The organism is Acinetobacter johnsonii, from assembly GCF_048551975.1.
Classification (GTDB): Bacteria; Pseudomonadota; Gammaproteobacteria; order Pseudomonadales; family Moraxellaceae; genus Acinetobacter; species Acinetobacter johnsonii_A.
This window is the reverse complement of record NZ_JBIMCF010000001.1, coordinates 1-23,116: the sequence shown is the minus strand read 5'-3', so window position 1 is coordinate 23,116 and position 23,116 is coordinate 1. Positions and strand designations below refer to the sequence as shown.

Sequence of the window (23,116 nt, the reverse complement as noted above, 5' to 3'; positions counted from 1 at the left end):
TTCGGCACATTGCTAAACCCAAGATTTCGATCTTGGGTTTTTTTATGCCCCAATCTTCAGTCTATTGGCAAAAAGACTCATCTGACCTGACCCGTTCTAGTCATTGCATCACGGCCATTAATTTGTACACTCAAATGCATAACAACTTAAAAGTCATAACAAGGAACAGCTATGAGCGAGGCTTATATCATTGATGCCATTCGCACACCACGCGGAAAAGGAAAGAAAGATGGTTCATTGCATGAAGTAAAGCCGATTACTTTAGTGACAACATTATTGAATGAATTGAAAGATCGCCATCACTTAGATACCTCTAAAGTAGACGATATTGTCTTGGGGTGTGTTACTCCAATTGCAGACCAAGGTGGTGATATTGCTAAAACTGCGGCAATTGCGGCAGGTTGGGACAATGATATTGCTGGTGTGCAAATCAACCGTTTCTGTGCATCAGGCTTAGAAGCGGTCAATATGGCTGCGCAAAAAGTACGTTCAGGTTGGGAAGATGTGGTTGTCGCAGGTGGTGTTGAGTCGATGTCACGTATTGCAATGGGTTCAGATGGTGGCCCATGGGCATTAGACCCTGAAACCAATTTAAAATCACACTTTGTTCCGCAAGGCATTGGCGCAGATTTAATTGCAACATTGGATGGTTATACACGTTCAGATGTCGACGCATTTGCTGCAAATTCGCAGCGTAAAGCGGCAGCAGCACAAGCTGCGGGTTATTTCAATCAATCAGTGATTGCTATTAAAGACAAAGCAGGCGTGACCATTTTAGATCAAGATGAATTTATCAAACCATCAACAACAGCGGAAGGTTTAGCAAAACTCAATCCAAGTTTTGAAATGATGGGGGCAATGGGTTTTGATGCGATTGCATTACAGCAATATCCAGAAGCGCAAAAAATTAACCATGTGCATCACGCAGGAAACTCATCGGGTATTGTCGATGGTGCAGCGCTTGTATTACTTGCTTCAGAAAAAGCAGTCAAAGAACAAGGTTTAAAACCACGTGCCAAAGTATTGGCGACCGCATTGGTGGGTTCAGATCCAACCATTATGCTGACAGGACCTGCACCTGCTACGCGTAAAGCGTTGGCAAAAGCTGGTTTAACGATTGATGATATTGATCTATTTGAAGTCAATGAAGCATTTGCATCAGTGGTGATGCGTTTTATGACGGAATTAAAAGTTCCAAGCGATAAAGTCAATGTGAATGGTGGCGCAATTGCGATGGGACATCCATTGGGTGCGACAGGTGCGATGATTCTTGGAACTTTATTGGATGAGTTAGAACGCCAAGGTAAAAAGCGTGGCTTAGCAACATTATGTGTGGGTGGTGGCATGGGTATTGCGACCATTATTGAGTTGGTATAAGGAGAATAATAATGAGCGCAATTCAATATTTAAAAAATGACGATGGCATTATTATTCTGACCTTAGATTCTCCAAACCAATCTGCAAATACTATGAATGCAGATTTTCGGGTAGCTTTGGAAAATATTGTTTCTAAACTGAAATCTGAAACTTCTATTACGGGAATTATTTTCCGTTCAGCGAAAAAAACTTTCTTTGCAGGCGGCGATTTGGATGAATTGATCCAAGCACGTTTGGAAGATGTCACGCCATTTTTTGAAATGATTCAGAAAATGAAAGCAGAGTTCCGTTATATCGAAACTCTAGGTGTTCCTGTCATTGCAGCATTGAATGGTACAGCTTTAGGCGGTGGTTGGGAAATCGCATTAGGTTGTCATGCACGTATTGCATTGAATGATCCTAAAACGAAGTTTGGTTTGCCTGAAGTGACTTTAGGTCTACTGCCGGGTGGTGGTGGTATCGTGCGTATGGTGCGCCTTTTAGGCTTACAAAATGCTTTTCCATTCTTAATGGAAGGTAAGCAGTTTGGTGTGGATAAAGCGAAATCTCTAGGTTTAATCCAAGACACGGCGGAAACACCTGAAGAGTTGATGGATAAAGCCATCGCTTGGGTAAAAGAACATCCAAAGTCGCAACAACCGTTTGATGTAAAAGGTTATAAAATTCCGGGTGGTGATCCTAAAACACCTGCGGTTGCGCAAATGCTGGCGATTGCTCCTGCAATGCTCCGTGATAAAACCAAAGGTTGTTATCCTGCACCTGAAGCGATCATGGCAGCTGCGGTTGAAGGTATGCAAGTCGATGTGGATACGGCACTGACTATTGAATCTCGTTATTTTACTTATTTGGCGACAGGTCAAATTTCAAAAAATATGATCGGTACTTTTTGGCATGGGTTGAATGCCATTAAGGCAGGTGCAAGCCGCCCTAAAGATGTTGCAAAATGGCAAGCGACCAAAGTCGGTGTGCTTGGTGCAGGCATGATGGGAGCAGGCATTGCTTACTCTACAGCAATCAAAGGCGTTCCCGTTGTACTGAAAGATGTTTCTGTAGAAAATGCAGAAAAAGGTAAAGCCTATAGCCAAAAGCTACTGGATAAAAAGGTCTCTCAAGGTCGTATGACGGCTGAAAAACGTGATCAGGTTTTAAGTTTAATTACAGCAACAGCATCTGCGGAAGATCTGAAAGGTTGTGATTTAATTATCGAAGCTGTATTTGAAAATCAAGAACTCAAAGCGAAAGTCACTCAAGAAGCCGAAGTATTCCTTGTAGAAGGTGGTGTGATGGCTTCAAATACCTCGACATTACCAATTACTGGTTTGGCAAACGCATCGAAAGATCAAGCGAACTTTATTGGTCTGCATTTCTTTAGTCCCGTCGATAAAATGCAATTGGTTGAAATCATTAAAGGTAAAAACACTTCTGCTGAAACTTTGGCGAAGGCGTATGACTATGTACAGCAAATTGGTAAAATCCCGATTGTTGTCAATGATAGCCGTGGTTTCTTCACCAGTCGTGTATTTGGTACTTTTGTTCAGGAAGGTCTACGTTTACTGCATGAAGGTGTACACCCAGCTCGTATTGAAATGGCAGCACTCAAAGCAGGCATGCCCGTTGGCCCACTAGCCATTCAAGATGAAGTTGCATTAACACTTTCTGAGCATGTTGCCAATGAAACGCGTAAGGCGCTTCAGGCTGAGGGTAAAGATTTACCACGTTCAGGTGCAGATGATGTGATTCAAACCATGATTCATACTTTTGATCGTAAAGGTAAAGCAACTGGTGCAGGTTTCTATGATTATCCAGAAGGTGCTAAAAAACATCTTTGGGAGGGTTTGAACCATTGGAAGCAAGATGTAGATATTTCTGAACAAGAAATGATAGACCGTTTCCTGTTTGTACAATCGCTAGATACCTTACGTTGTTATGAAGAAAATGTTCTTGAATCTGTGATTGACGCGAATATCGGTTCGATCTTTGGGATTGGTTTTGCGCCGTGGACAGGGGGTGCAATTCAGTTTTTAAACCAATATGGTTTAGACAAAGCTGTACAACGTGCCAATGAACTTGAAGCGAAATACGGTGAGCGTTTTAAAGCACCGCAACGTCTGGTTGAATCGGTGTCATCGGGTCAGATTCGCTAAAACTTCCACCTTAAAAAAGGGATCTGCTGATCCCTTTTTTATGTTCTCAGCACACAACAAAATTAACCTGCTGATTCAGCATCTAATTTTGACTTATTTTAGTGCATTCTTTTCAAGCCCGACGCAGTTTTTTGTGTTATAAAGTTACATACTTTTAGATTTATTTTTATTCAATTGGGCTGTTGCACATGACTGACAATACTTCTCCTGAAAAATCACCATGGGGTTGGAAAGCACTGATTATTGCTTTCATTTTAAGTGGAATTTTCTTAGGTATCTTCTACCTTGCGATCACCAATGAGCCTGACTATATGCCAAGTCAGCAAACGCAGCAAAACTCTCAGCAACATGCTTTTAAAAATGCGCCTGCAATGTCTGAAGAAGCCATTGCCAAAGCACAAGCGGATAAAGAAGCGCGTGAAGCAAGAGCTCAAGCAGCGTCTGAAGACACCACAGAACATGTAACCGCTGATGAGCACAGTATGAATGCTGATGAACACGCGAAAATGTCATCTGAACATGGTCACTAATATGCTGTTACTAATAAAAAAGCCCTGAAAGATCAGGGCTTTTTTATGGATGATAAACGCATGTGGATATGTGGAATACCACAATCCAAATACTCCTCACCCTCTTGTATAAAGCCCAAAGCCTGATAAAACGCTTGCACATGTACTTGAGAGGATAAGACTAAAAATGGACGCTGTTGTTGTTGAGCATATGCAATCACCGCCTGCATCAGCACTTTGCCCACGCCCAAACCGCGATGTGACTTCAAAACTGCAACACGACTAATACTATGATTTTGTAAAAGTCGTGCGGTGGCGATGGCTTGATCTTGTTCATAGACCACAAAATGAACTGCTATTTCATCTTGCTCATCCCATTCATCTTCAGCAGCAATGTTTTGCTCTTGAATAAAGACCTGCTCACGAATCATTTTCGCAGCCCGTTGCGACTCTTCCCATGTTCCGTGCGTAATTCTCAAGCTTGGCATTTTCATTTCCCTATAAATTATCTTTGTATTGGTCATTGCACTAAAAAGTGATGTTCAGATCAGCATTTACAGCCTACATCTTGCTGATCCCATTGATCATTCAACAGCAATTCCAGTGAATGCTTTTGAATACCATACATCTCTTTCAAGGCTTGAATTTGTGCCAAGACAGCAACATCAGGCGCTTGATAATCCTTACGCTTGGTTGCCAAAATCATTTTATTCTTGCTGGTATGCTCAAGTGCTACAAACTCAAACACTTTGGTTTCATAGCCATAGGCTTTGAGTAATAAGGCACGAATAGTATCCGTCAGCATTTCAGCTTGCTGTCCTGCATGAATGCCAAACTGCAACATCGGTTGCAACACGAGTGGAGCTTTCAGCTGTGGACGTAATTCTTTATGACAACACGGCGCACACATGATCATTTCAGCATTTAAACGAATGCCGGTATGAATTGCAAAGTCAGTCGCGACATCACATGCATGTAACGCGATCATCACATCGAGGCGTTCAGGTTGGTAAGTCCGAACATCACCCTGAAAAAAATCAAGTTGCTGAAAATCCGACTTGTTCGCAACCTCCTGACAGAATTCCACCATCTTGCTGTTTAGCTCCACCCCAGTCACAAAAGGGTTCAGATCTTGCTTCAGCAAATAATCATACAAAGCAAAAGTTAAATAGCCTTTTCCTGAGCCAAAATCGACCACGCGCAGTTGTTCAGGCAGTTGAATATGACTTAATGCCCCTGAGAAAATTTCGACAAACTTATTAATCTGCTTCCACTTACGCGCCATACTGGGAATGATGTGCGCTTTTGCATCGGTAATACCAAGCGGCTGTAAGAAATAACTGTCTTGATCGACAAAACGCTGTTTGACACGGTCATGACCTTGCTGCTCAACAGCTTTGGTTACCGTTTTATTTTTACTTTGCGTCAGCATGGCTTTCTTCTTGTTCTTCTTCAGTTGCAACTCTTGTTCAGTTGTCATCAAATTGGCTTGTTTACACTGCGCCAAAAGTGCAGTTACCGTATCAAGTGCTGTGTCTAATGAGTAGTTTTTGGTGACGTCTTGGGTTTTATAACGATATAAACAGCTCAATACAGGCTGTCCTTGCAACATCACCACCCGAAAAGTCATCTTCTCGAGTTTCTCTAGTTCACCCTGATATTGACTCAGAATCATCCGATCAAAACTTTGAGATTCAAGCGCTTGCTGGAAGGCTTGAAGGAATTGCTGCTCTTGTGCAGAGGACGATACCGAAACGGTCATAATAGAAACCAAAAAAAGAATTGCGATTAAATTTTAAAGCGTCTTACGCTAAATGCAAATTTGAATTACGATACAGTTGTATATTTTATAAAAATGCACATGACTTATGAGCGTTCACCCTGGTGTCAACTACGATCCTGCTGAAGAAAGAATCAATTTTATTAGCCATGCTATTGGTGCAGCTCTTGCACTCATAGCAGGTATTTTATTGATTATCAAAGGGTCTTACTTAGAAACAGCGCAGTGGACCGGGCTATGGGTCTATGCTTTGAGCCTATTTTTATTATTTGCCGCATCAAGCTTGTATCATTTTGCGGAATCTCCAGAGCGTCGCGGCTGGTATAAAAAATTAGATCACACTGCCATTTATTACCTGATTGCAGGAACCTACACTCCATTTTTGTCTATTGCACTGCCCACACAAAAAGCCCATTACCTACTCATTGCACTTTGGGTGATTGCACTCATTGGTACACTATTCAAGTTAGTTTTCATTCATCGCTTTGAGAAAATTTCACTGATTGCTTATCTGCTTATGGGTTGGCTGGCTGTACTGGTAATGGATGATATGCAACGCTTTTTATCTAAACCAGCTTTGACTTTTTTAATCATTGGTGGACTTTCCTATACCATCGGTGCATTGTTTTATGCGCTAAAAAAGGTAAGATATACGCACGCTATCTGGCATATTTTTGTATTGATTGGTGCAGGATCACATTTCCTGTCCATCTATCTTTACGTGATATAACCCGCGCATACTACATTTTTTTAGTAACCCTAATTCCGTAGTTTGCCCGAGGAACATTCGTATTTTTTTAAAAAATTACGCCTTTTTTAAAAAGATGACGCTTTTAAAACTCAGTTCGACTATTTTTTAAGTGTAAGGTCTACCATGGCGTCATTAAATACTGCTGTTGCTGAACAGCAGCATGTAAACTCAAAATTCCGCGTACTTACAGCCAGTCTAGTAGGTACAACTATCGAATTCTTCGATTTTTATATTTATGCCACTGCGGCTGTCATTATTTTTCCGTATCTGTTCTTTCCAACAAGTACCGATCCAATGACTGCAACCATTCAGTCTTTGGCAACCTTCGCGATTGCCTTTATTGCACGCCCGATTGGCGCTGCACTCTTTGGACATTTAGGTGATCGTATCGGCCGAAAGGCGACCTTGGTTGCAGCTTTGCTGACCATGGGACTTTCAACCGTGTGTATCGGCTTGTTACCCACCTATGCACAAATTGGAATTGCAGCACCATCACTGCTTGCGCTGTGTCGTTTAGGTCAAGGACTCGGCTTAGGTGGTGAATGGTCGGGTGCGGTATTGCTTGCCACGGAAAATGCACCTGAAGGTAAACGTGCTTGGTATGGCATGTTTCCCCAACTGGGCGCGCCGATTGGCTTTATCTTAGCAACGGGTTCATTCTTAACGCTGGGTCATTTTATGACTGAAGAGACGTTCATGACTTGGGGCTGGCGTATTCCTTTTATCTCAAGTGCGTTATTGGTGATTGTAGGTCTGTGGATTCGTTTACAACTCCATGAAACTCCCGCGTTCCAGAAAGTTTTAGACAAGCAAAAAGAAGTTAACATTCCATTTAAAGAAGTGATAACCAAGCACTGGGGCATGTTGATTTTAGGTACCATTGCAGCCATCTGTACCTTTGTAGTGTTCTACCTCACGACGGTATTTGCTTTGCAATGGGGTACCAAACAGCTGGGGTACACCCGTGAACAGTTCTTACAACTTCAACTGGTCGCAACCCTCTGCTTTGCTGCATTCATCCCCTTGTCTGCGGTTTTTGCGGAAAAATTTGGTCGTAAAACCACCTCTATTGCAGTCTGTATTGCTGCGGCGTTATTTGGCTTAGTTTTCTCAAGCATGTTGGAATCAGGCAGTACTCTTGTTGTGTTCTTGTTCCTGTGTATTGGTTTATCCATCATGGGTTTAACCTATGGACCAATTGGTACTGTGCTCTCAGAAATTTTTCCAATATCCGTTCGTTATACAGGTTCAGCACTAACCTTTAACCTTGCGGGGATCTTTGGGGCATCATTTGCACCTCTCATTGCCACCAAGCTTGCAACCACCTACGGTTTACACGCAGTAGGTTACTACCTCACGGCGGCATCACTACTGTCTTTATGTGCGTTCTTAATGATCCGTGAAACCAAAAATGATGATGTAAATAATCAAATTTGACCCTGAATTTGATGTCTAAAAACCAGCACAGTGATGCTGGTTTTTTTATACCAATACTTTAATAAACGCTACAAAAACCATATTTAAAATCTGTCGTTTTACTTCAAAAATAGAGAGAGATACAGATGAATAGGACCGAAAAATGGATGAAAAAATACAACAACTCACCAATGAACAACTCCTTGATGTCATCGTATTAGTTGAAGAAAATAAAATTATTCAAGCCATTCAATACATCGCCACACATACTGCTTTTCAATACGATGATGCACAAGAGATCGTGACTGAACTCACAAAGCGGCATGATGCTGCACTAAAAAGCATGTATCGCCATAAACGACATCAACAACAACGCATATCAACTGCTGAATTAAGACACCACAGCTCCCTTGTGTCTGAAGGACGCAGCTTTACACAACAACAGCCACAAAGCCCGCATAGCACCACAGTGAATAACCTCGATGCAATACAAGACCTACAAGAGCTCCATACAAAAAATCACAACCTTTGGATCGTTTTGGCTGTGGTCATTTTGGTTTTAAGCTTTATTTTTTATTGGTTCTAAACCCAACTTAAATCAGTTCAATAATATCGATCGTCGGTGGTACACGAAAACGAAACGGCACACCCACCATGCCTGTTCCAACCGTGACAAACACATCCGCATGTTCATGTCGGTACAAACCTTTTTTGTGTCCTAATATAGACACCTTCTTCATCACATAATCTGTAAGCCATGGTAGCTCAACTTGACCACCATGCGTATGACCTGAAAGCATTAAAGGACGACTGGGTAAAGCGGGTACCATATCGATCGTGTCTGGATTGTGCGATAGGATGACCCACGGCTTGTCCTGCGGTAAATGCGGCATAAAACGCATATCCGCCTTACCGGCCCACAAATCTCCGACTCCAATCAGACGAAACTCTTCAAATTCAACAATCTGACCTTCAATATCAATCACATTATTCACCTTCAAAGCATGTCTTAACAAATTTTGAATCGGCGGGCCTGGATATTGCTCATCATGATTACCATTGACCGAATAGACAGGGGCATTAATTTCTTGTAACACCTCTAATTCTTCTGCCAGTGTATTTTCAGGTTCATACGTCCAGTCCCCTGCAACCACCACCAAATCAGGTTTTTGTTCATTCAGTCGTTTGACGATGGTTTTCAGTTGTCGCTCATGCCCTGAGAATAGACCAATATGTAGATCGGCAATTAACCCAATACGAACGGGTTTGAGTAATTTATAATCTTCTTGGATTTGATATTGAGTAGTTTTGACATGTACAAAATGCGGTTCAATGAAACGTGCATAACACAGCACACCACTGACTAAAAACACAAAAATAGCTTCATGCCATGAATAATAGCCCTGAAAACCGGCATATAAGCTAAAGAAAAACAAAGGAATGAGTAAATAAGAGAGATAAAAAGCCAACAAATGCACAAAGGCTTTAAACGGATGAATAGTCTCCGTATTGGTTTGACTGATCCATGCCTGATACACCGCCCACCCCGCAAACAAGGCCATCGCAATATAAAAATAGAACACGACGGAGTGTATATTCATCATAGACTTTTACCCACAAACTGTTCATCAAGAACACATAATCTTCTGTTTATCTTTTCACAGCTCAGAATTATACTCAAACCAAATTTATAGACTTTATGACGATGGAAAAACCTCACGGCTTAGCGAAACAAACTTCATTCCGCTCATCTTCGACTCAGCAAGGTGCTAAACTGTTGTTGCTGAGCTGTATGGTTTTGACTGTCCCAGCGTGTAATACCTTACCCAAGCAGATCCCACAGACGCCCGTCTATGCTTTTGATCTACCGACAGATCAAACCAGTTTAGGTAAAATCGTACTGCCTTTACGTGAACAAAATCCAGGGCTTACAGGTTTCCATGTTCTCTACAACCCGCTCGAAGCATTGGCCGCACGTATCCATCTCATTGATAAGGCAGAAAAGACCTTAGATCTACAATACTATATTTGGGATAACGATCGTATTGGTTCTTTAGCGCTTTATTCTATTTTGAAAGCCGCCGATCGTGGGGTGAAAGTTCGATTACTCATCGATGATAACAATGCCAAGAAAATGGAAGGCATTTATTTGGCGCTCGATCAACACGCTAATATCGACATCAAACTGTATAACCCCTACCGCTTCCGTCACTATCGCCCGATGGATATGGTCTTAAATTTAAAACGCATCAACCGTCGTATGCACAATAAAAGTTTCATTGCCGATAATCAAATTTCGTTGATTGGTGGGCGCAACATGAGCAATCAATATTATAACGTCAGCGACAGTTATCAGTTTTCCGATGTTGATGTAATGTTGGTCGGCTCTGCCTCAGATGAAATTGTGCATTCTTTCGATGAATACTGGAATGACGATTATGCCTTTCCAGTGCGTCAAATTGTCAACGCCAACCATTACAGCTTGCGTTATGAAGGTTTAAAAACCCAGTTAGCGCAGCACTATCAGGAAGTGACCGTCCAAAATTATCTCGATCTGGCCAATCGTTCGCAAGCCTTTGAACACTGGTTAAATGATAGTATCCAATTCGATTGGGTCAAAGCCGAAGTGGTGAAAGACTCACCGAGTAAAATCAAATCACGGGCAAAAAAAGAAGAACATTTAAACTTCCAGTTGCAAACCTATTTAGAAAAGCCAATGGAAAGCATCGACATTATTTCAGCCTATTTTGTACCTGAACGTAAAGGCAAAAAACATCTGGCCAACCTAGCACAGAGTGACATTCAAGTCCGCGTATTGACCAACTCATTTAAAGCCAATGATGTACCGTTGGTGCATGCTTTCTATGGAAAATATCGTGAAGACTTGCTGGAAAGCGGTGTTCAACTCTATGAGTTTTTAGCCACGCCTGCAGCCGAAGCCCTAAACGAAAACAATGAAGAAATTTCGAAAAAAGCCAAAGTCAGTATCAAAGGATTAAGCCGCTCGAGTCTGCATGCCAAACTCATGGCCATTGATGAGAAACAGGTTTTTATTGGTTCATTTAATTTTGATCCCCGCTCTGCCAACTTAAATACAGAAATTGGGGTTTTACTGAACAGTCCACCGCTGGCCAAAGCCGTACACTACACCATGGACCAAAACCTCAGTAAATATGCCTATAAGCTGGTTTTAGATGCAAATAAAAACATTAACTGGCAAATCAAACAAGCTGATGGTTCTACCAAAACCTATACCACTGAACCCAAAATGAATTGGTTCAAACGTGCTGGTCTCAAAGTCGTCTCTTGGCTACCAATTGAAGGCTTTATGTAAGCCTTCAAGCTTGTTGCATGTTGGGTTGGGACTTCAAAACTTTCTGATGTAAATCGGCCAAACCTTGCACCATTTTTTGTTGGACCAGTGCCGTTAAACTCTCAACCGTATGTCCTGCGGTACAAATGGCTGGCAGCGCAACTAAATGTGCCGTGACTTTTGGCATTTCTAGTACTTTTTTAACATGCTCGGCAAAACTAATGTTACCGATAAACGGAGAGACTTGGTCAAGTTCGCCCTGTTGATTCACATAGCAAAGCAAACAAATTTGCACATCACGCTGAGCCTCAATTGCTGCGCCTAAAATACGTCCATGGACCTTTTTCACTTTAGAACCATCGGTGGTGGTCGCTTCTGGGAAAAACAACACAGGAATATCTTGTTTTAAAAACGCTGTAATTTGCTCTCGAATTTTGATGGAATCGCCTGAACCACGTTGAATAAACAAAGTTCCACCACTTTTTGCCAGCTTGCCAAACACAGGCCATTTTTCAATTTCAGCCTTGGCCAAAAAGAAAACTCGTGCGCCTGAGCCTAAAACCGCGACATCTAACCATGAAATATGATTGCTGACCCAAAGTGCAGGCTTACGCGGAATATCCCCGTGGACATGCACATCAATGTTAAACACCTTGCACAGTCGACGGCAAAAATACTGCACGTAACGGGTATTTTGTGGATTGTTAATGTCTTTATACAAGCCATGTCGATAGACCAAATAAAACCCTTCGAACACAGCGCCAAGCCCTGAAGCCAGCTTTTTGCCATACAGAAAAAGCTTAGAGACACCTTTTATTGATGTTGTTTTTATTTCAGTATTTGATTGCATAGACGGTTCACTTGGCACAGCTTCATTCAACATTTAATCATTGATTTCGACTCATTCTATACTGATCTTGAGTAACTTGCATTGATCATAAAAACCGAAGGACCAGATGATTATTTTCAATTTTAATCGTTTAAATAAATTAATTAAAATAAATCAATCGAAATAACAAAACATAGTATGTATATGAACGATCAAATGAATCCTCCAGCTCCGCCGTTAAATCCTGTTCAGGCACTGAAATTTATTATAGGACTTAGTATTTTATACTTTGGCACCTTACTGCTTTTGGTTCAATTATTTCGCTCAATGTAACGCAAAGGCATAACTATTTCGCCCAATATTAACAAATTCATCTACACTAGAGTTTTCAATGTGAGATCGAATTTAGTGGAATATTTTGAGCAGAAGCAAGGTGGCGAAAAAACCATTTTAGTCAGTGTTGCCATTCATATTCTGGAAGACCTTGATGCAGAAGAATTTCGTTTGCTTGCTAAGTCGGCAGGTGCAGAAATTCTGGAGCATGTTCACGCTCAAAGATTCAAACCCGATGCTAAATATTTCATTGGTTCAGGCAAAGCAGAAGAAATTGCTGCTCGTGTTGAGGAGCTTGAAGCCACGCTGGTGATTATTGACCATGCACTAACCCCTAGTCAGGAACGTAATCTGAGTCGTATTATTAAGTGCCGTGTTATTGACCGTACACGCCTTATTCTAGATATCTTTGCACAACGTGCCCGTACCCATGAAGGGAAACTTCAAGTCGAATTGGCTCAATTGGATCACTTGTCTTCTCGATTGGTCGGTACAGGCATTAGCCTCGATAGCCAAAAAGGCGGGATTGGACTTCGTGGTCCAGGTGAAACGCAACTCGAAACTGACCGTCGTTTACTCCGTGTCCGGGTTGGCCAACTTAAAGATAAATTAGAAAAAGTCCGTCAGACCCGTATCCAAGGGCGTGCTGCACGTCAAAAAGCTGCGATTCCAACTGTTTCTTTGGTTGGTTATACCAATGCGGGCAAATCGACCCTGTTTAACACCCTAGCCAAATCTGATGTTTATGCCGCAGATCAGTTATTTGCAACCTTAGATCCAACCTTAAGACGTTTGGAATGGGATGGTATTGGCCCACTGGTCCTAGCCGACACGGTTGGTTTTGTGCGTAATCTCGCGCATGCTTTAGTGGAATCGTTTAAAGCGACACTAGAGGAAACATTAGAAGCCAGTTTGCTGTTGCATGTGATTGACTCGAGCAGTCCAGACCATATGGAACAAATTGAAGCTGTTGAAAAAGTGCTCAAAGAAATTGGTGCAGATATTCCAATCCTACGGGTGTATAACAAGATCGATCAAAGTGGTGAACAAGCCAAAATCATTTACGTTGAAGCCAATGTACCTGAGCGTGTCTATGTCTCAGCACATACAGGCGAAGGATTTGATCTACTACGCCAAGCGGTACAAGAATGCTTGATGGGTCAAATTCAAAACTTTGACCTCCTACTCAAACCTGCCTATGGAAAATTGCGTAATCAACTGTACGCCCTAAATGTGATTCAATCTGAAAATTATGATGATGAGGGCAACCTACACCTACAAGTGTATATTGCGCCACATAAACTTGAACAATTGATCAAACAAGCACATTTACCGATTGATGAAATTTTAGGTTTGAAAGCAAAACAATTTCATCGTGAACTTGAAGAATTTGAAATCAAAAGCTAAATCAGTTAAAACGTGATAAGTAAAATGTTAATGACAGAACAAAATGAAATGGATAAAAACTGTTGATTGGAAAGCATGGATCGGCACGCTTGCCCTGATCATCATCTTTCGTGAAGCGGCTGTGTGGATCACTGGACGTTTTGGACATCCTGAACTGGGCAATTTAATTGGACTGATTAGTTTATTAATCGTCCTTTTGGGTTGGAGAAAATTTCATAAAATTCCAGCACGTTTGGTCGATACCAACAATAAAATCATGAAAGAAAGTGCCTTTGCTTTTCTACCTATCAGTGCAGGCTCCCTGCTGATGATGACGCATTTAGGCAGTGAAATCCCAATGTTTTTGGTGGTGCTATTTGTCAGCACACTAATTCCACTGTGGGTTTACGCAAAAATGTCTAAGAAATGGCTTTAGGAGTGTGCACATGATTCCCATTATTTTCGGTTTTTTCCTAACCCTCGTTGCCTATTTACTGGCAAAGCCACTCAACAAAAAACTGCCACAAATTCCCGTGATTGTTTTTGGCATGTGCTTTGTGATTGCCCTGCTGTTGTTGTTAAACATTCCATATGAGCAATATATGGCACAGGTAAATCCAGTATTTAACCATCTGCTCGGTTATGTCACAGTCGCTTTGGCTATTCCATTGGCTGCAATGCGCTATGACGACCTCCCCCTCAAAGCCGTGGTGGGTATCTTGGTTTTTGCCAGTATCAGTGCGGTCGGACTACCGATGGGACTGGCTTATCTACTACATTTGTCCGATCCTACCATTATGGCATTTGCCACACGCGCAGTCACAACGCCAATTGCAATTAACATTGCAACACTGCTGCAAGCCCCTGTGAGTCTGGCTATTTTAATCGTGATTTTATCTGGTGTGATTGGTGCTGCATTTTCACCACTGATCCTCAAACACATTAATGATGAACGAGCATCGGGCTTAGCGCTAGGTCTTGCAGCTCATGCCATCGGTACAGCTCAAGCATGGCAACGGGGAAGTATTGCTGGACGTTATGCAGCCTTTGGAATGGCTGTCAATGCGGTATTTACAGCAATCTGGTTACCGTTGTTTATTCTATACTTGCAAAAAATGTGATATGTTCCTCACATAAACAATTGTATTGTTTAAAAAATCGACTTAAGATGAGTTTGTCGTTGATTAAATGATAAAAGGATTTTGTTCATGAGCAAATTGACACTTGCAATCGCATTCGCTACAACCGTTATAGGTAGTACAGCTTTCGCTGAAGATATTAGCGGCACTTGGAAAAATATTGATGACAAAACTGGGTCGTCAAAAGCCATCCTTGAGATTCGCCAAGAATCAAATGGGACCTATACCGCTAAGATCGTTAAAGTGACGCCTCGTCCGGGTTACACACCAAAAGAAACGTGTATTAATTGCCCTGCGCCGTATACCAATAAGCCTATTTTAGGCATGGATGTGATGAAAGGTTTGAAACACAGCGGTGATACCAATTACACGGGTGGAAAAATCATTGATCCACTGTCTGGTAATATTTATAGCTGTAAAGCAAAACTCAGTTCGAATGGCAAACGCTTAACCTTGCGAGGATACGTGGGCATATCTGCTCTAGGTCGTAGTCAAACGTGGATTCGAGAATAATCTAGGTTTTTATTACTGAACAGGCTTGGTCTACGCAAGCAATCACTTGATCAATTCATTTTAGATTTTGTAGACCACCACTGAGTCACTCATACATTGCATCAAACTTAGTCTGATTGTTTCAAATTCAATGAATAAAAGAGTTTCAGCTAAGCATGTATGATTTTTCAATTTTTAAAGGCAACTGCCTAACTCATATCTAAACACAAAACAGTTTGCCTTGTGTAAACTGTTTATTTTTTGTGTCTTGGATATCTTTTTGTGAAACTATAGAGAACCTTATATGAAAAGTAAGTTTTTTATCGCGGGATTAACATTGTCCATGCTTTGCGGGGGAGCATTTGCACAGGACTTAACAGGGACATGGCAACAAATTGATGATAAGTCAGGCTCACCAAAAGCCATCATCGAAATTCGTAAAGAATCGAATAATACTTACACTGGAAAAATTGTAAAAATTACACCACGCCCAGGTTATACCCCAAAAGAAACTTGTGTGAATTGCCCTACGCCATATACCAATAAACCAATTTTAGGTATGGACATTATTAAAGGCTTAAAGCATGTCGACGGCACCAATAATTATGAAAAAGGTCGTGTGATTGATCCTTTGTCTGGCAAACTTTATGATGCGAAAATGAAACTGAATGCCACAGGAAAGCGTCTTTCGTTACGTGCTTACATGGGTGTTTCTGCTTTAGGTCGTAACCAAACCTGGTTAAGAATCGACTAAGAATAAAAAAGCCACGAACTTCGTGGCTTTTTAATGCATGTGCTATTGAACTGGATTATCAACTGCAAATAAGGCCTCATCTTCTAAACGGTAAGCCATTAATTGATGCCCCCAAACACAACCGCCATCTACATTTTGAATCGAGTCTGAAATGGTTTTGCCTTGTAAAGCGGCCCAGTGACCAAACACAACTTTATGGGTTTGCGCTGCTTGTGAAGCAAATTCAAACCATGGTTTGAAGCCTTCAGGCATCGGGTCACTGAGTGAGTCTTTAAAACTAAACTCCAAACGCCCTGCACTATCGGTTAAACGCATACGGGTCAAATAATTTACGATACAACGTAAACGTGCGTGTCCCGTTAGTTCATCCGACCACAACGTGGGCTCTTTACCATACATTTCTTTTAAAAAGGCATCCACAACATCAAAATCATCCGCTGCAATGACCGCCTCAACTTCTGCGGATAAAGCAGCAGTTTGTTCCGCTGTCCAATTGGTTGGAATGCCTGCATGAGTTAGAACCGTAGTTGCGTTTGGAAACACACACAAAGGTTGTTTACGTAACCAATCAATCAAATCATCACTATCAATCGCATCAATCACATCCCGAATGTTATCTTTGTCTTTGATTGCTTTAATGCCACGTGCAGCCGCCAGCAAAGTTAAATCATGATTGCCTAAAACTGTTGCAGCCGCATTACGCTCTACTAATTTTTTAATAAAGCGTAAAGCACCTAATGAGTTTTCACCACGGGCAACCAAATCCCCTGCAAACCAAATAAAATCTTGGTCAGGATCAAACTGTATGGTCTTTAACAAGGCTTTTAGTGCTTCAAAACAACCCTGCACATCACCAATGACATAATTGTATCGAATCTCTGCACCTGCCACCTTAAGCCACCATTTGATCTGCTAATGCCACAAATTGAGCCAGTGTTAAAGTCTCTGGACGCGCCATCGGATCAACACCTGCTTGTTCAAAACCATCTTCAACCAACATGCCTTTTAAGCTATTACGCAAAGTTTTACGGCGCTGAGTAAAGACATGCGAGACCAAACGTGCTAAGGCTTTTTCATTTTTTGCCACAATCGGCTTAACCGCATACGGCTCCAGACGAAAAACGGCAGAAGTCACTTTTGGTGGCGGGTTAAATGAACCCGGTGGTACTTCAAACAAGAACGTAGGTTTGCAGAAATACTGGATCATCACCGACAAACGACCATATTCTTTGCTATTTGGAGAAGCCGTAATACGGTCAACCACTTCTTTTTGTAGCATAAAATGCATGTCTTTAACTTTGTCACCAAATTCCAAGAGATGAAACAAAAGTGGCGTCGAAATGTTATACGGCAAATTACCCACAACCCGTAAAGGACGACCATCTTCAAATAAATTAGTGAAGTCGTACTTCAGTGCATCGGTTTCAATAATGGTTAAACGTTCAGGATGTGGCACACGCCCCGGCAAACCGGCCGCCAAATCACGGTCTAATTCGACCACCGTGAGTGCGTCACACTCTCCAATCAACGGTGATGTTAATGCTGCCAAACCCGGGCCAATTTCCACAATGTTATCACCTGAACGTGGTGCAACTGAACGTACAATCTTGGCAATCACACGTTGGTCATGTAAGAAGTTTTGCCCAAAACGCTTCCGCGTATGGTGCCCTTCATCTTTAGGGTTTAAGGCATTAATTTGATACATAAAATTTTCCAACGTGAGTTAATCACTGAACATTAGTGACGAGCTAATTCTAACGCTAAATCAACAGCGACCTGTAAACTTGAGCTTTTCGCAAGACCAGTGCCTGCGAGGGAGAGAGCTGTGCCATGATCGACTGAGGTACGAATAAACGGTAAGCCCAAAGTAATATTAATGGCTTCACCAAACCCTTGCGATTTTAACACAGGTAAGCCCTGATCGTGATACATCGCCAAAACAGCATCGGCATCTTTTAAGTTTTCTGGGGTGAATAAGGTATCGGCAGGTAGGCTCAGGCTCATATTTATGCCTTGATAACGGTAGCTTTCCAGCACAGGGTTAATCACCTCAATTTCTTCCATGCCCAAATAACCATCCTCCCCAGCATGTGGATTTAGGCCACACACTAAAATGAGGGGATGCTCTTTTTTAAATTTGCTTTTTAAGTCCTGAATTAAAATATCAATCACTTGATGCAGTCGTTCTTTAGTAATCGCATCGGGTACAGCTCTTAATGGCAAATGTGTAGTAGCCAGCGCGACACGTAACGTCTTCGTTGCGAGCATCATCACCACACGTTCAACTCCAGCAAACTCTTGGTAGTATTCGGTATGTCCACTAAAGTGAATCCCAGCATCATTGATGACTGACTTTTGTACAGGTGCAGTTGCAACACCTACACTTTTACCGGACATAGCATAATCGGCCGAACGTCGTAGCTGCTCTAAGACATAAGCCGAATTTTGAGGATTGAGCTCACCCATTACAACAGCTTCACTTAAAGGCACATGCTCAACATAAAGTTGTCCCTGAGTTGATGATGCTTCTTGCCCTGAATATTCAATCAGTTCAATGTCCAATCCCAAACATGCTGCACGTGTACGTAGCAAGTTCATATCACCAAGGACCACGATCGGACGCTCATCTATACGAGCAGTAAGGCTTAAACAAATATCTGGACCAATCCCAGCAGGTTCACCACTGGTGACATATAAAGGCAGCATAATCAACTCAAGTAAAATGCGTTTGGACTATTATACAACGTCTCACCCAGTATCTCCGCATTCACCGTACTCAACTTCAACCTATTCTTTTATATTTAAATCCTCACTTATCCTGTTTTCACATTCCACCGACTTTCAAAGAAAAAATAAAGCCTCAAACATATAAAACATGACAAAGAAATTGCGAGTCGTAACTCCTGTATTATCCGTTATTTTAAAATGGTTCTATGGTGATGATCCCGCATTTCATTCAGTAAAGTCATAAAGTTCAATATCGCTGTTTCCTCATTTTTTAAAGTTTGAACTCTTTTGTGGTTTTTTAAAAAGAATAAACTTTGATCTCTTCCTTTATGTAGGGAAATACCTTAAGATACGGCTCTTGAAATTTTATATTTTCATTTGTGATTCTGAGCAACTTCGTTTAGAATCGCGTCTCCTTTTGTTTGGACAGATTCCATAGTCCAAACCAACTATAATAGGTAGTGGTTTAATGAAAACTCTCAGCGCTAAGCCTGCTGAAGTTCAACACGACTGGTACGTTGTTGATGCTTCTGGCAAAACTTTAGGTCGCCTTGCGACTGAAATCGCTCGTCGTCTACGTGGTAAGCACAAGACTTCTTATACTCCTCACGTTGACACTGGCGATTATATCGTTGTAATCAATGCTGAAGAAATTCAAGTGACTGGTAAAAAAGCACTTGATAAAAAATACTATCGCCACACTGGCTTCCCTGGTGGTATCCGTGAGACTAACTTTGAAAAGTTAATCGCTCACAAACCTGAAGCAGTTTTAGAAAAAGCTGTTAAAGGTATGTTACCAAAAGGTCCTCTTGGTTATGCAATGATCAAGAAAATGAAAGTGTATGCAGGTACAGAGCATCCACACGCTGCTCAACAGCCACAAGTTTTGGACATCTAAGGGATACAGCACATGGCTACTAATTATGGTACAGGTCGCCGTAAGACCGCAACTGCACGTGTTTTCTTGTCAGCTGGTACAGGCAAGCTCGTAATTAACAACCGTACTCTTGAGCAATACTTCGGTCGTGAAACTGCTCGTATGGTTGTTCGTCAACCTTTAGAGCTTCTTGAAGTTACTGAAAAGTATGACCTTTACATCACTGTTGCTGGTGGTGGTATCGGTGGTCAAGCTGGCGCTATCCGTCACGGTATTACCCGTGCGTTGATCGCTTCTGACGAAACACTTAAACCTGCTCTTCGTCAAGCTGGTTTCGTTACTCGTGATGCTCGTGAAGTTGAACGTAAGAAACTTGGTTTACGTAAAGCTCGTAAACGTCCTCAATTCTCTAAACGTTAATTCGCTTACCGAATCGGACAAAAAAGCCTTGGTTTATCCAAGGCTTTTTTTATGCATCATTTTCAAGTTTTAAGTCTAAGTTTCCTGCTCTATTCTTACTACATGCCTCTAGTTGCATATTCCAGCTTATTTTGAAAATTGATGATCTTTGGGAAGTGGTGCATTACATGGCTCATCAGTTTTCGCATCGACCATTTTCACAGGCCCATCATTATACACAGTGACCTTACAGCCTTTTACTGTATATTCTTGCTGAATGCCGCCATACATCTCATCCTCAGATACAGAAGTAACAACATCACAGGCTTCATCGGCAATACAAGCTGCATATTCAGCAGTCTGCTGCGCTACATCTACTTGTTCGGCTGCATCTTGATTTTGAGCATAACTACTTGAGATGGAAGTCATTAGTATAATAACTGCGATCGATTGGGTGGTTCTGAGCCAGAGCTGCATGGTTCTATCCTTCTTTTTCATTTATTCCAAGTTGTTCTATTGTATAAGCATATTAAAGTTAAGATGATTTTATTGGCTATTTTTAGTATTCTAACCGATTCACTTCACCTAGTTTCTTGAAATATGTCTGTCGAAACTACTCCGCTTCAAGGAATTACGCTGTATAGCCATGCAGATGATTTTCGCTCCCATTGGATTCGTTATGTACTTGCAGAGAAGCAAATCAAATACCATTTGGTTTTAAGTGATGCAGATGATGAAGATCTCGCCAGCTTAAACCCTTATAATCAGCTACCGACGTTGATTGAAAATGATTTAAAACTATTTAATGCCAATATCATCTCTGAGTATTTAGACGATCGTTATCGTCAAAACAAACTCTATGCCGATGCACCTATGCCTCGTGCGGAACAGCGGCAGTATATCTGGCGCTTTGAACAAGATTGGTTAAAGCTTGCCGATATGATGCTGCGACATCCAGATACACTCGATGAACAAGCAAAACTGAAAGCACAAAAAAAACTGAAAGATACGCTCATTTCCTTAACACCATTGTTCCAGCATTTCCCCTATTTCATGTCGGAAAGCTTTAGTATTTTAGATTGCATGCTTGCGCCTATCTTTCTACGCTTAAACAGCATGGGCGTGCATTTACCGAAACAGCAATGCCGCCCAATCTATTTATATTGTCAACGTATTTTTAATCGTCCTGCATTTTTAAAGTCTTTAACTTTGCAGGAGAAAAACCATTATCAATCTGAATTTAAACAGCCGTAGAGAACATTATGTCTGATCAAGAATTAAACCTTACGCCGACTCGTCCATATTTAGCTCGCGCCATTTATGAATGGATTTGTGATAACCAATTAACACCGCATTTATTGGTCGATGCAACCCAGCCCAATACTCTCGTTCCGGAACAGTTTATTCAAGATGGCCAAATTGTCTTAAACATCGTCCCTCATGCCGTACATGCGCTACATATGAGCAACGATGCGATTACTTTCTCAGCACGTTTTGGTGGCGTATCTCGTGATATTTATGTCCCACTTAATGCTGTGATAGGCATTTATGCCCGTGAAAATGGACAAGGCTTATTCTTCGATCCAAGTGAGTATGACAATCATACCCAAAGTGAGCAAAATGCTTTAAAATCAGACAATCAAGAAAAAACTGAACCCGCTAAGAAAAAACCAAGTTTAAGATTATTAGATTAATAAAATGGAGTAATTATATGGCTTTTGATTTAGTACAATATTTTGCAGAGCAGATTAAAATTCAAAAGCCTGAGCTTCTGATTCAATATTCAGACGAGGAGCGACTTCAATATATTTCTGAGGCCAACACTCTCTCGCTTGGAAAACTCATCACCTTGATGCGTCAAGATGGCACCAAGCTCTATCATGAGATTCAAACCCAAGATCATCTCTATATTCAAGAACTTGCAAGGCACCTCACCACGTCTCCGCAAAATCAATCACTGTTAGCGAAGCCAGACTTAGAGCATAGCCTGACCACCATGTTAGATCTTCAGCTTGCTGAACTCAAACAACTTGATGTCACGGGGAACTTTGGTGAACATGGAATTCGTGAGCTGCTTGTCGGTCAAATTGAGCACCTCTCAGGTCTGGCTGATGACTGGGTTTGGACAACAAGTGAGCTAACAGAACTGATTGGCTCTAAACCAAAGCCTGAAGAAGAGCTATCATTAGAAGAAACGATGAAGGAGTTTAATCAAATGGTTAATCAACACACAACAGACCACTCAGATCAGCTACACACACAGGTAGTAGAGCAAAATCCAACGCCAACATGGGCAAAACTGATTGAGCCTGCTGTGGCTATTGTTATTTTATGGGGACTTTATTGCGCAGCAAGTCAAATGTTTTTCTAATTCCCAAGGGATGCACTCATTTTGCGCATCCCTTTATTTTTTAATAAGAAATAATTATATACCTCATCTTTAAAAATCAAAAAAATCGATTTATTTTACTTTTATTTGTCCAAATGGTAAAAATTTACATTTCGTTACAATATTAAATAAATTAAACACTTTTCCAAATAACAATAAAATTTCTCACACTCCTTTTAAAATACGCAAACTTTATCACATAATCTGTAGCAAAAACCAACTAAAATACTCAGGTTTAATCTTACATTTATTCATCTTTTTTTGTTACATTTATTTATATTGATAATTTTTTCACGCCCTCCATATAATTAAATCGAATTGTGAAACAACAAGTTATAGTCAAACTACTTTATTACTCATACATGTTTTAAAAAAAATTAAAATAATTCATTGACTTAGTTTTATTAGTTTTATTAGTTTTATTAGTTTTATTAGTTTTATTAGTTTTATTAGTTTTATTAGTTTTATTAGTTTTATTAGTTTTATTAGTTTTATTAGTTT

General features: G+C 41.0%; 25 protein-coding genes. 17 read left to right on the top strand and 8 right to left on the bottom strand.

Features of this window, described 5'->3' with window-relative positions:
- The first annotated feature begins 171 nt into the window (after window positions 1–171).
- The 3 genes from ACG9ZB_RS00125 (at window position 172) to ACG9ZB_RS00115 (ending at window position 4,051) form a co-directional block, all read left to right on the top strand.
- Window positions 172–1,377, top strand: coding sequence for an acetyl-CoA C-acetyltransferase (locus tag ACG9ZB_RS00125; RefSeq protein WP_419323343.1), 1,206 nt, complete (start codon window positions 172–174; stop codon window positions 1,375–1,377).
- An 11-nt stretch (window positions 1,378–1,388) separates the two neighbouring features.
- A complete protein-coding gene (locus ACG9ZB_RS00120; protein WP_419323341.1) occupies window positions 1,389–3,521 on the top strand; it encodes a 3-hydroxyacyl-CoA dehydrogenase NAD-binding domain-containing protein in 2,133 nt (710 codons plus the stop codon).
- Window positions 3,522–3,709: 188 nt separating this feature from the next.
- A complete protein-coding gene (locus ACG9ZB_RS00115) occupies window positions 3,710–4,051 on the top strand; it encodes a hypothetical protein (protein ID WP_234304539.1) in 342 nt (113 codons plus the stop codon).
- Window positions 4,052–4,083: 32 nt separating this feature from the next.
- On the opposite strand, the gene ACG9ZB_RS00110 is transcribed toward ACG9ZB_RS00115, so the two are convergent.
- Together ACG9ZB_RS00110 and ACG9ZB_RS00105 are read right to left on the bottom strand one after the other, a co-directional pair.
- Entirely contained in the window at window positions 4,084–4,518 is a 435-nt protein-coding gene (locus tag ACG9ZB_RS00110) for a GNAT family N-acetyltransferase (RefSeq protein ID WP_419323339.1), read from the bottom strand.
- 59 nt (window positions 4,519–4,577) lie between these two features.
- The gene (locus tag ACG9ZB_RS00105; protein ID WP_419323337.1) at window positions 4,578–5,792 is read right to left on the bottom strand and encodes a class I SAM-dependent methyltransferase; all 1,215 of its coding nucleotides are present in this window, start codon (window positions 5,790–5,792) and stop codon (window positions 4,578–4,580) included.
- 106 nt (window positions 5,793–5,898) lie between these two features.
- Between ACG9ZB_RS00105 and trhA the strand changes: the two genes are divergently transcribed.
- The 3 genes from trhA to ACG9ZB_RS00090 all read left to right on the top strand — a co-directional run bounded on the left by trhA (window position 5,899) and on the right by ACG9ZB_RS00090 (window position 8,563).
- Window positions 5,899–6,540 (top strand): PAQR family membrane homeostasis protein TrhA, encoded by a 642-nt coding sequence (gene trhA, locus ACG9ZB_RS00100; RefSeq protein ID WP_419323335.1) that lies wholly within the window; start codon window positions 5,899–5,901, stop codon window positions 6,538–6,540.
- 144 nt (window positions 6,541–6,684) lie between these two features.
- Complete coding sequence (locus ACG9ZB_RS00095; RefSeq protein ID WP_419323333.1) at window positions 6,685–7,998, top strand: MFS transporter; 1,314 nt, start codon at window positions 6,685–6,687, stop codon at window positions 7,996–7,998.
- 142 nt (window positions 7,999–8,140) lie between these two features.
- The gene (locus ACG9ZB_RS00090) at window positions 8,141–8,563 is read left to right on the top strand and encodes a hypothetical protein (protein ID WP_201706737.1); all 423 of its coding nucleotides are present in this window, start codon (window positions 8,141–8,143) and stop codon (window positions 8,561–8,563) included.
- 7 nt (window positions 8,564–8,570) lie between these two features.
- Here ACG9ZB_RS00090 and ACG9ZB_RS00085 read toward each other — a convergent pair whose 3' ends face one another.
- Entirely contained in the window at window positions 8,571–9,581 is a 1,011-nt protein-coding gene (locus tag ACG9ZB_RS00085) for a metallophosphoesterase (protein ID WP_419323331.1), read from the bottom strand.
- Between the two features lie 101 nt (window positions 9,582–9,682).
- Here ACG9ZB_RS00085 and ACG9ZB_RS00080 point away from each other — a divergent pair, with 101 nt between their 5' ends.
- Complete coding sequence (locus ACG9ZB_RS00080; RefSeq protein ID WP_419323329.1) at window positions 9,683–11,311, top strand: phospholipase D family protein; 1,629 nt, start codon at window positions 9,683–9,685, stop codon at window positions 11,309–11,311.
- Window positions 11,312–11,315: 4 nt separating this feature from the next.
- On the opposite strand, the gene ACG9ZB_RS00075 is transcribed toward ACG9ZB_RS00080, so the two are convergent.
- A complete protein-coding gene (locus ACG9ZB_RS00075) occupies window positions 11,316–12,140 on the bottom strand; it encodes a lysophospholipid acyltransferase family protein (protein WP_279735078.1) in 825 nt (274 codons plus the stop codon).
- A gap of 387 nt (window positions 12,141–12,527) precedes the next feature.
- Here ACG9ZB_RS00075 and hflX point away from each other — a divergent pair, with 387 nt between their 5' ends.
- The 5 genes from hflX (at window position 12,528) to ACG9ZB_RS00050 (ending at window position 16,223) form a co-directional block, all read left to right on the top strand.
- A complete protein-coding gene (hflX, locus tag ACG9ZB_RS00070) occupies window positions 12,528–13,859 on the top strand; it encodes a ribosome rescue GTPase HflX (RefSeq protein ID WP_419323783.1) in 1,332 nt (443 codons plus the stop codon).
- A gap of 43 nt (window positions 13,860–13,902) precedes the next feature.
- Window positions 13,903–14,274 (top strand): hypothetical protein, encoded by a 372-nt coding sequence (locus ACG9ZB_RS00065; RefSeq protein WP_419323327.1) that lies wholly within the window; start codon window positions 13,903–13,905, stop codon window positions 14,272–14,274.
- Between the two features lie 10 nt (window positions 14,275–14,284).
- Window positions 14,285–14,959, top strand: coding sequence for an LrgB family protein (locus tag ACG9ZB_RS00060; protein ID WP_004695104.1), 675 nt, complete (start codon window positions 14,285–14,287; stop codon window positions 14,957–14,959).
- An 87-nt stretch (window positions 14,960–15,046) separates the two neighbouring features.
- On the top strand, window positions 15,047–15,490 hold the full coding sequence (locus ACG9ZB_RS00055) for a DUF2147 domain-containing protein (protein WP_058870235.1): 444 nt from the start codon (window positions 15,047–15,049) through the stop codon (window positions 15,488–15,490).
- 283 nt (window positions 15,491–15,773) lie between these two features.
- Complete coding sequence (locus tag ACG9ZB_RS00050; protein WP_419323325.1) at window positions 15,774–16,223, top strand: DUF2147 domain-containing protein; 450 nt, start codon at window positions 15,774–15,776, stop codon at window positions 16,221–16,223.
- Window positions 16,224–16,265: 42 nt separating this feature from the next.
- Here the strand turns inward: ACG9ZB_RS00050 and ACG9ZB_RS00045 are convergent, their stop codons facing one another.
- From ACG9ZB_RS00045 to pdxA, 3 genes are read right to left on the bottom strand one after another with little or no spacing between them, the layout of a single operon-like run.
- The gene (locus tag ACG9ZB_RS00045) at window positions 16,266–17,114 is read right to left on the bottom strand and encodes a symmetrical bis(5'-nucleosyl)-tetraphosphatase (protein ID WP_419323323.1); all 849 of its coding nucleotides are present in this window, start codon (window positions 17,112–17,114) and stop codon (window positions 16,266–16,268) included.
- A 1-nt stretch (window position 17,115) separates the two neighbouring features.
- Window positions 17,116–17,928 (bottom strand): 16S rRNA (adenine(1518)-N(6)/adenine(1519)-N(6))-dimethyltransferase RsmA, encoded by an 813-nt coding sequence (rsmA, locus tag ACG9ZB_RS00040; protein WP_004695098.1) that lies wholly within the window; start codon window positions 17,926–17,928, stop codon window positions 17,116–17,118.
- Between the two features lie 32 nt (window positions 17,929–17,960).
- Complete coding sequence (gene pdxA, locus ACG9ZB_RS00035) at window positions 17,961–18,929, bottom strand: 4-hydroxythreonine-4-phosphate dehydrogenase PdxA (RefSeq protein WP_419323322.1); 969 nt, start codon at window positions 18,927–18,929, stop codon at window positions 17,961–17,963.
- A gap of 490 nt (window positions 18,930–19,419) precedes the next feature.
- On the opposite strand from pdxA, the gene rplM reads away from it, so the two are divergent.
- Complete coding sequence (rplM, locus tag ACG9ZB_RS00030) at window positions 19,420–19,848, top strand: 50S ribosomal protein L13 (RefSeq protein ID WP_004695096.1); 429 nt, start codon at window positions 19,420–19,422, stop codon at window positions 19,846–19,848.
- 12 nt (window positions 19,849–19,860) lie between these two features.
- Window positions 19,861–20,247: a 30S ribosomal protein S9 gene (gene rpsI / locus ACG9ZB_RS00025; RefSeq protein WP_004695095.1), complete on the top strand. Its 387-nt coding sequence runs from the start codon at window positions 19,861–19,863 to the stop codon at window positions 20,245–20,247.
- Window positions 20,248–20,373: 126 nt separating this feature from the next.
- On the opposite strand, the gene ACG9ZB_RS00020 is transcribed toward rpsI, so the two are convergent.
- Window positions 20,374–20,703: a hypothetical protein gene (locus ACG9ZB_RS00020; protein ID WP_419323320.1), complete on the bottom strand. Its 330-nt coding sequence runs from the start codon at window positions 20,701–20,703 to the stop codon at window positions 20,374–20,376.
- 123 nt (window positions 20,704–20,826) lie between these two features.
- Here ACG9ZB_RS00020 and ACG9ZB_RS00015 point away from each other — a divergent pair, with 123 nt between their 5' ends.
- Genes ACG9ZB_RS00015 through ACG9ZB_RS00005 form a run of 3 tightly spaced genes read left to right on the top strand, consistent with a single transcriptional unit; the run spans window position 20,827 to window position 22,597 of the window.
- Entirely contained in the window at window positions 20,827–21,480 is a 654-nt protein-coding gene (locus tag ACG9ZB_RS00015; protein WP_419323318.1) for a glutathione S-transferase N-terminal domain-containing protein, read from the top strand.
- Between the two features lie 8 nt (window positions 21,481–21,488).
- Window positions 21,489–21,920 carry a ClpXP protease specificity-enhancing factor gene (locus tag ACG9ZB_RS00010; protein ID WP_114837879.1) on the top strand — a complete coding sequence of 144 codons (432 nt, stop codon included), beginning with the start codon at window positions 21,489–21,491 and terminating at the stop codon, window positions 21,918–21,920.
- A gap of 17 nt (window positions 21,921–21,937) precedes the next feature.
- Entirely contained in the window at window positions 21,938–22,597 is a 660-nt protein-coding gene (locus tag ACG9ZB_RS00005) for a hypothetical protein (protein WP_114837880.1), read from the top strand.
- Window positions 22,598–23,116: the final 519 nt, after the last annotated feature.

Excerpts from the sequence above, each read along its gene's own strand:
- ACG9ZB_RS00060 (WP_004695104.1), top strand. The coding sequence starts at position 14,285 with ATGATTCCCATTATTTTCGGTTTTTTCCTAACCCTCGTTGCCTATTTA.
- ACG9ZB_RS00120 (WP_419323341.1), top strand. The coding sequence starts at position 1,389 with ATGAGCGCAATTCAATATTTAAAAAATGACGATGGCATTATTATTCTG.
- ACG9ZB_RS00080 (WP_419323329.1), top strand. The coding sequence starts at position 9,683 with ATGGAAAAACCTCACGGCTTAGCGAAACAAACTTCATTCCGCTCATCT.
- ACG9ZB_RS00065 (WP_419323327.1), top strand. The coding sequence starts at position 13,903 with ATGAAATGGATAAAAACTGTTGATTGGAAAGCATGGATCGGCACGCTT.
- ACG9ZB_RS00075 (WP_279735078.1), bottom strand. The coding sequence starts at position 12,140 with ATGCAATCAAATACTGAAATAAAAACAACATCAATAAAAGGTGTCTCT.
- ACG9ZB_RS00115 (WP_234304539.1), top strand. The coding sequence starts at position 3,710 with ATGACTGACAATACTTCTCCTGAAAAATCACCATGGGGTTGGAAAGCA.
- ACG9ZB_RS00090 (WP_201706737.1), top strand. The coding sequence starts at position 8,141 with ATGGATGAAAAAATACAACAACTCACCAATGAACAACTCCTTGATGTC.
- rplM (WP_004695096.1), top strand. The coding sequence starts at position 19,420 with ATGAAAACTCTCAGCGCTAAGCCTGCTGAAGTTCAACACGACTGGTAC.
- rpsI (WP_004695095.1), top strand. The coding sequence starts at position 19,861 with ATGGCTACTAATTATGGTACAGGTCGCCGTAAGACCGCAACTGCACGT.
- trhA (WP_419323335.1), top strand. The coding sequence starts at position 5,899 with ATGAGCGTTCACCCTGGTGTCAACTACGATCCTGCTGAAGAAAGAATC.
- ACG9ZB_RS00105 (WP_419323337.1), bottom strand. The coding sequence starts at position 5,792 with ATGACCGTTTCGGTATCGTCCTCTGCACAAGAGCAGCAATTCCTTCAA.
- ACG9ZB_RS00055 (WP_058870235.1), top strand. The coding sequence starts at position 15,047 with ATGAGCAAATTGACACTTGCAATCGCATTCGCTACAACCGTTATAGGT.
- ACG9ZB_RS00085 (WP_419323331.1), bottom strand. The coding sequence starts at position 9,581 with ATGATGAATATACACTCCGTCGTGTTCTATTTTTATATTGCGATGGCC.
- ACG9ZB_RS00110 (WP_419323339.1), bottom strand. The coding sequence starts at position 4,518 with ATGCCAAGCTTGAGAATTACGCACGGAACATGGGAAGAGTCGCAACGG.
- rsmA (WP_004695098.1), bottom strand. The coding sequence starts at position 17,928 with ATGTATCAAATTAATGCCTTAAACCCTAAAGATGAAGGGCACCATACG.
- ACG9ZB_RS00125 (WP_419323343.1), top strand. The coding sequence starts at position 172 with ATGAGCGAGGCTTATATCATTGATGCCATTCGCACACCACGCGGAAAA.
- pdxA (WP_419323322.1), bottom strand. The coding sequence starts at position 18,929 with ATGCTGCCTTTATATGTCACCAGTGGTGAACCTGCTGGGATTGGTCCA.
- ACG9ZB_RS00010 (WP_114837879.1), top strand. The coding sequence starts at position 21,489 with ATGTCTGATCAAGAATTAAACCTTACGCCGACTCGTCCATATTTAGCT.
- ACG9ZB_RS00095 (WP_419323333.1), top strand. The coding sequence starts at position 6,685 with ATGGCGTCATTAAATACTGCTGTTGCTGAACAGCAGCATGTAAACTCA.
- ACG9ZB_RS00050 (WP_419323325.1), top strand. The coding sequence starts at position 15,774 with ATGAAAAGTAAGTTTTTTATCGCGGGATTAACATTGTCCATGCTTTGC.
- ACG9ZB_RS00020 (WP_419323320.1), bottom strand. The coding sequence starts at position 20,703 with ATGCAGCTCTGGCTCAGAACCACCCAATCGATCGCAGTTATTATACTA.
- ACG9ZB_RS00005 (WP_114837880.1), top strand. The coding sequence starts at position 21,938 with ATGGCTTTTGATTTAGTACAATATTTTGCAGAGCAGATTAAAATTCAA.
- ACG9ZB_RS00015 (WP_419323318.1), top strand. The coding sequence starts at position 20,827 with ATGTCTGTCGAAACTACTCCGCTTCAAGGAATTACGCTGTATAGCCAT.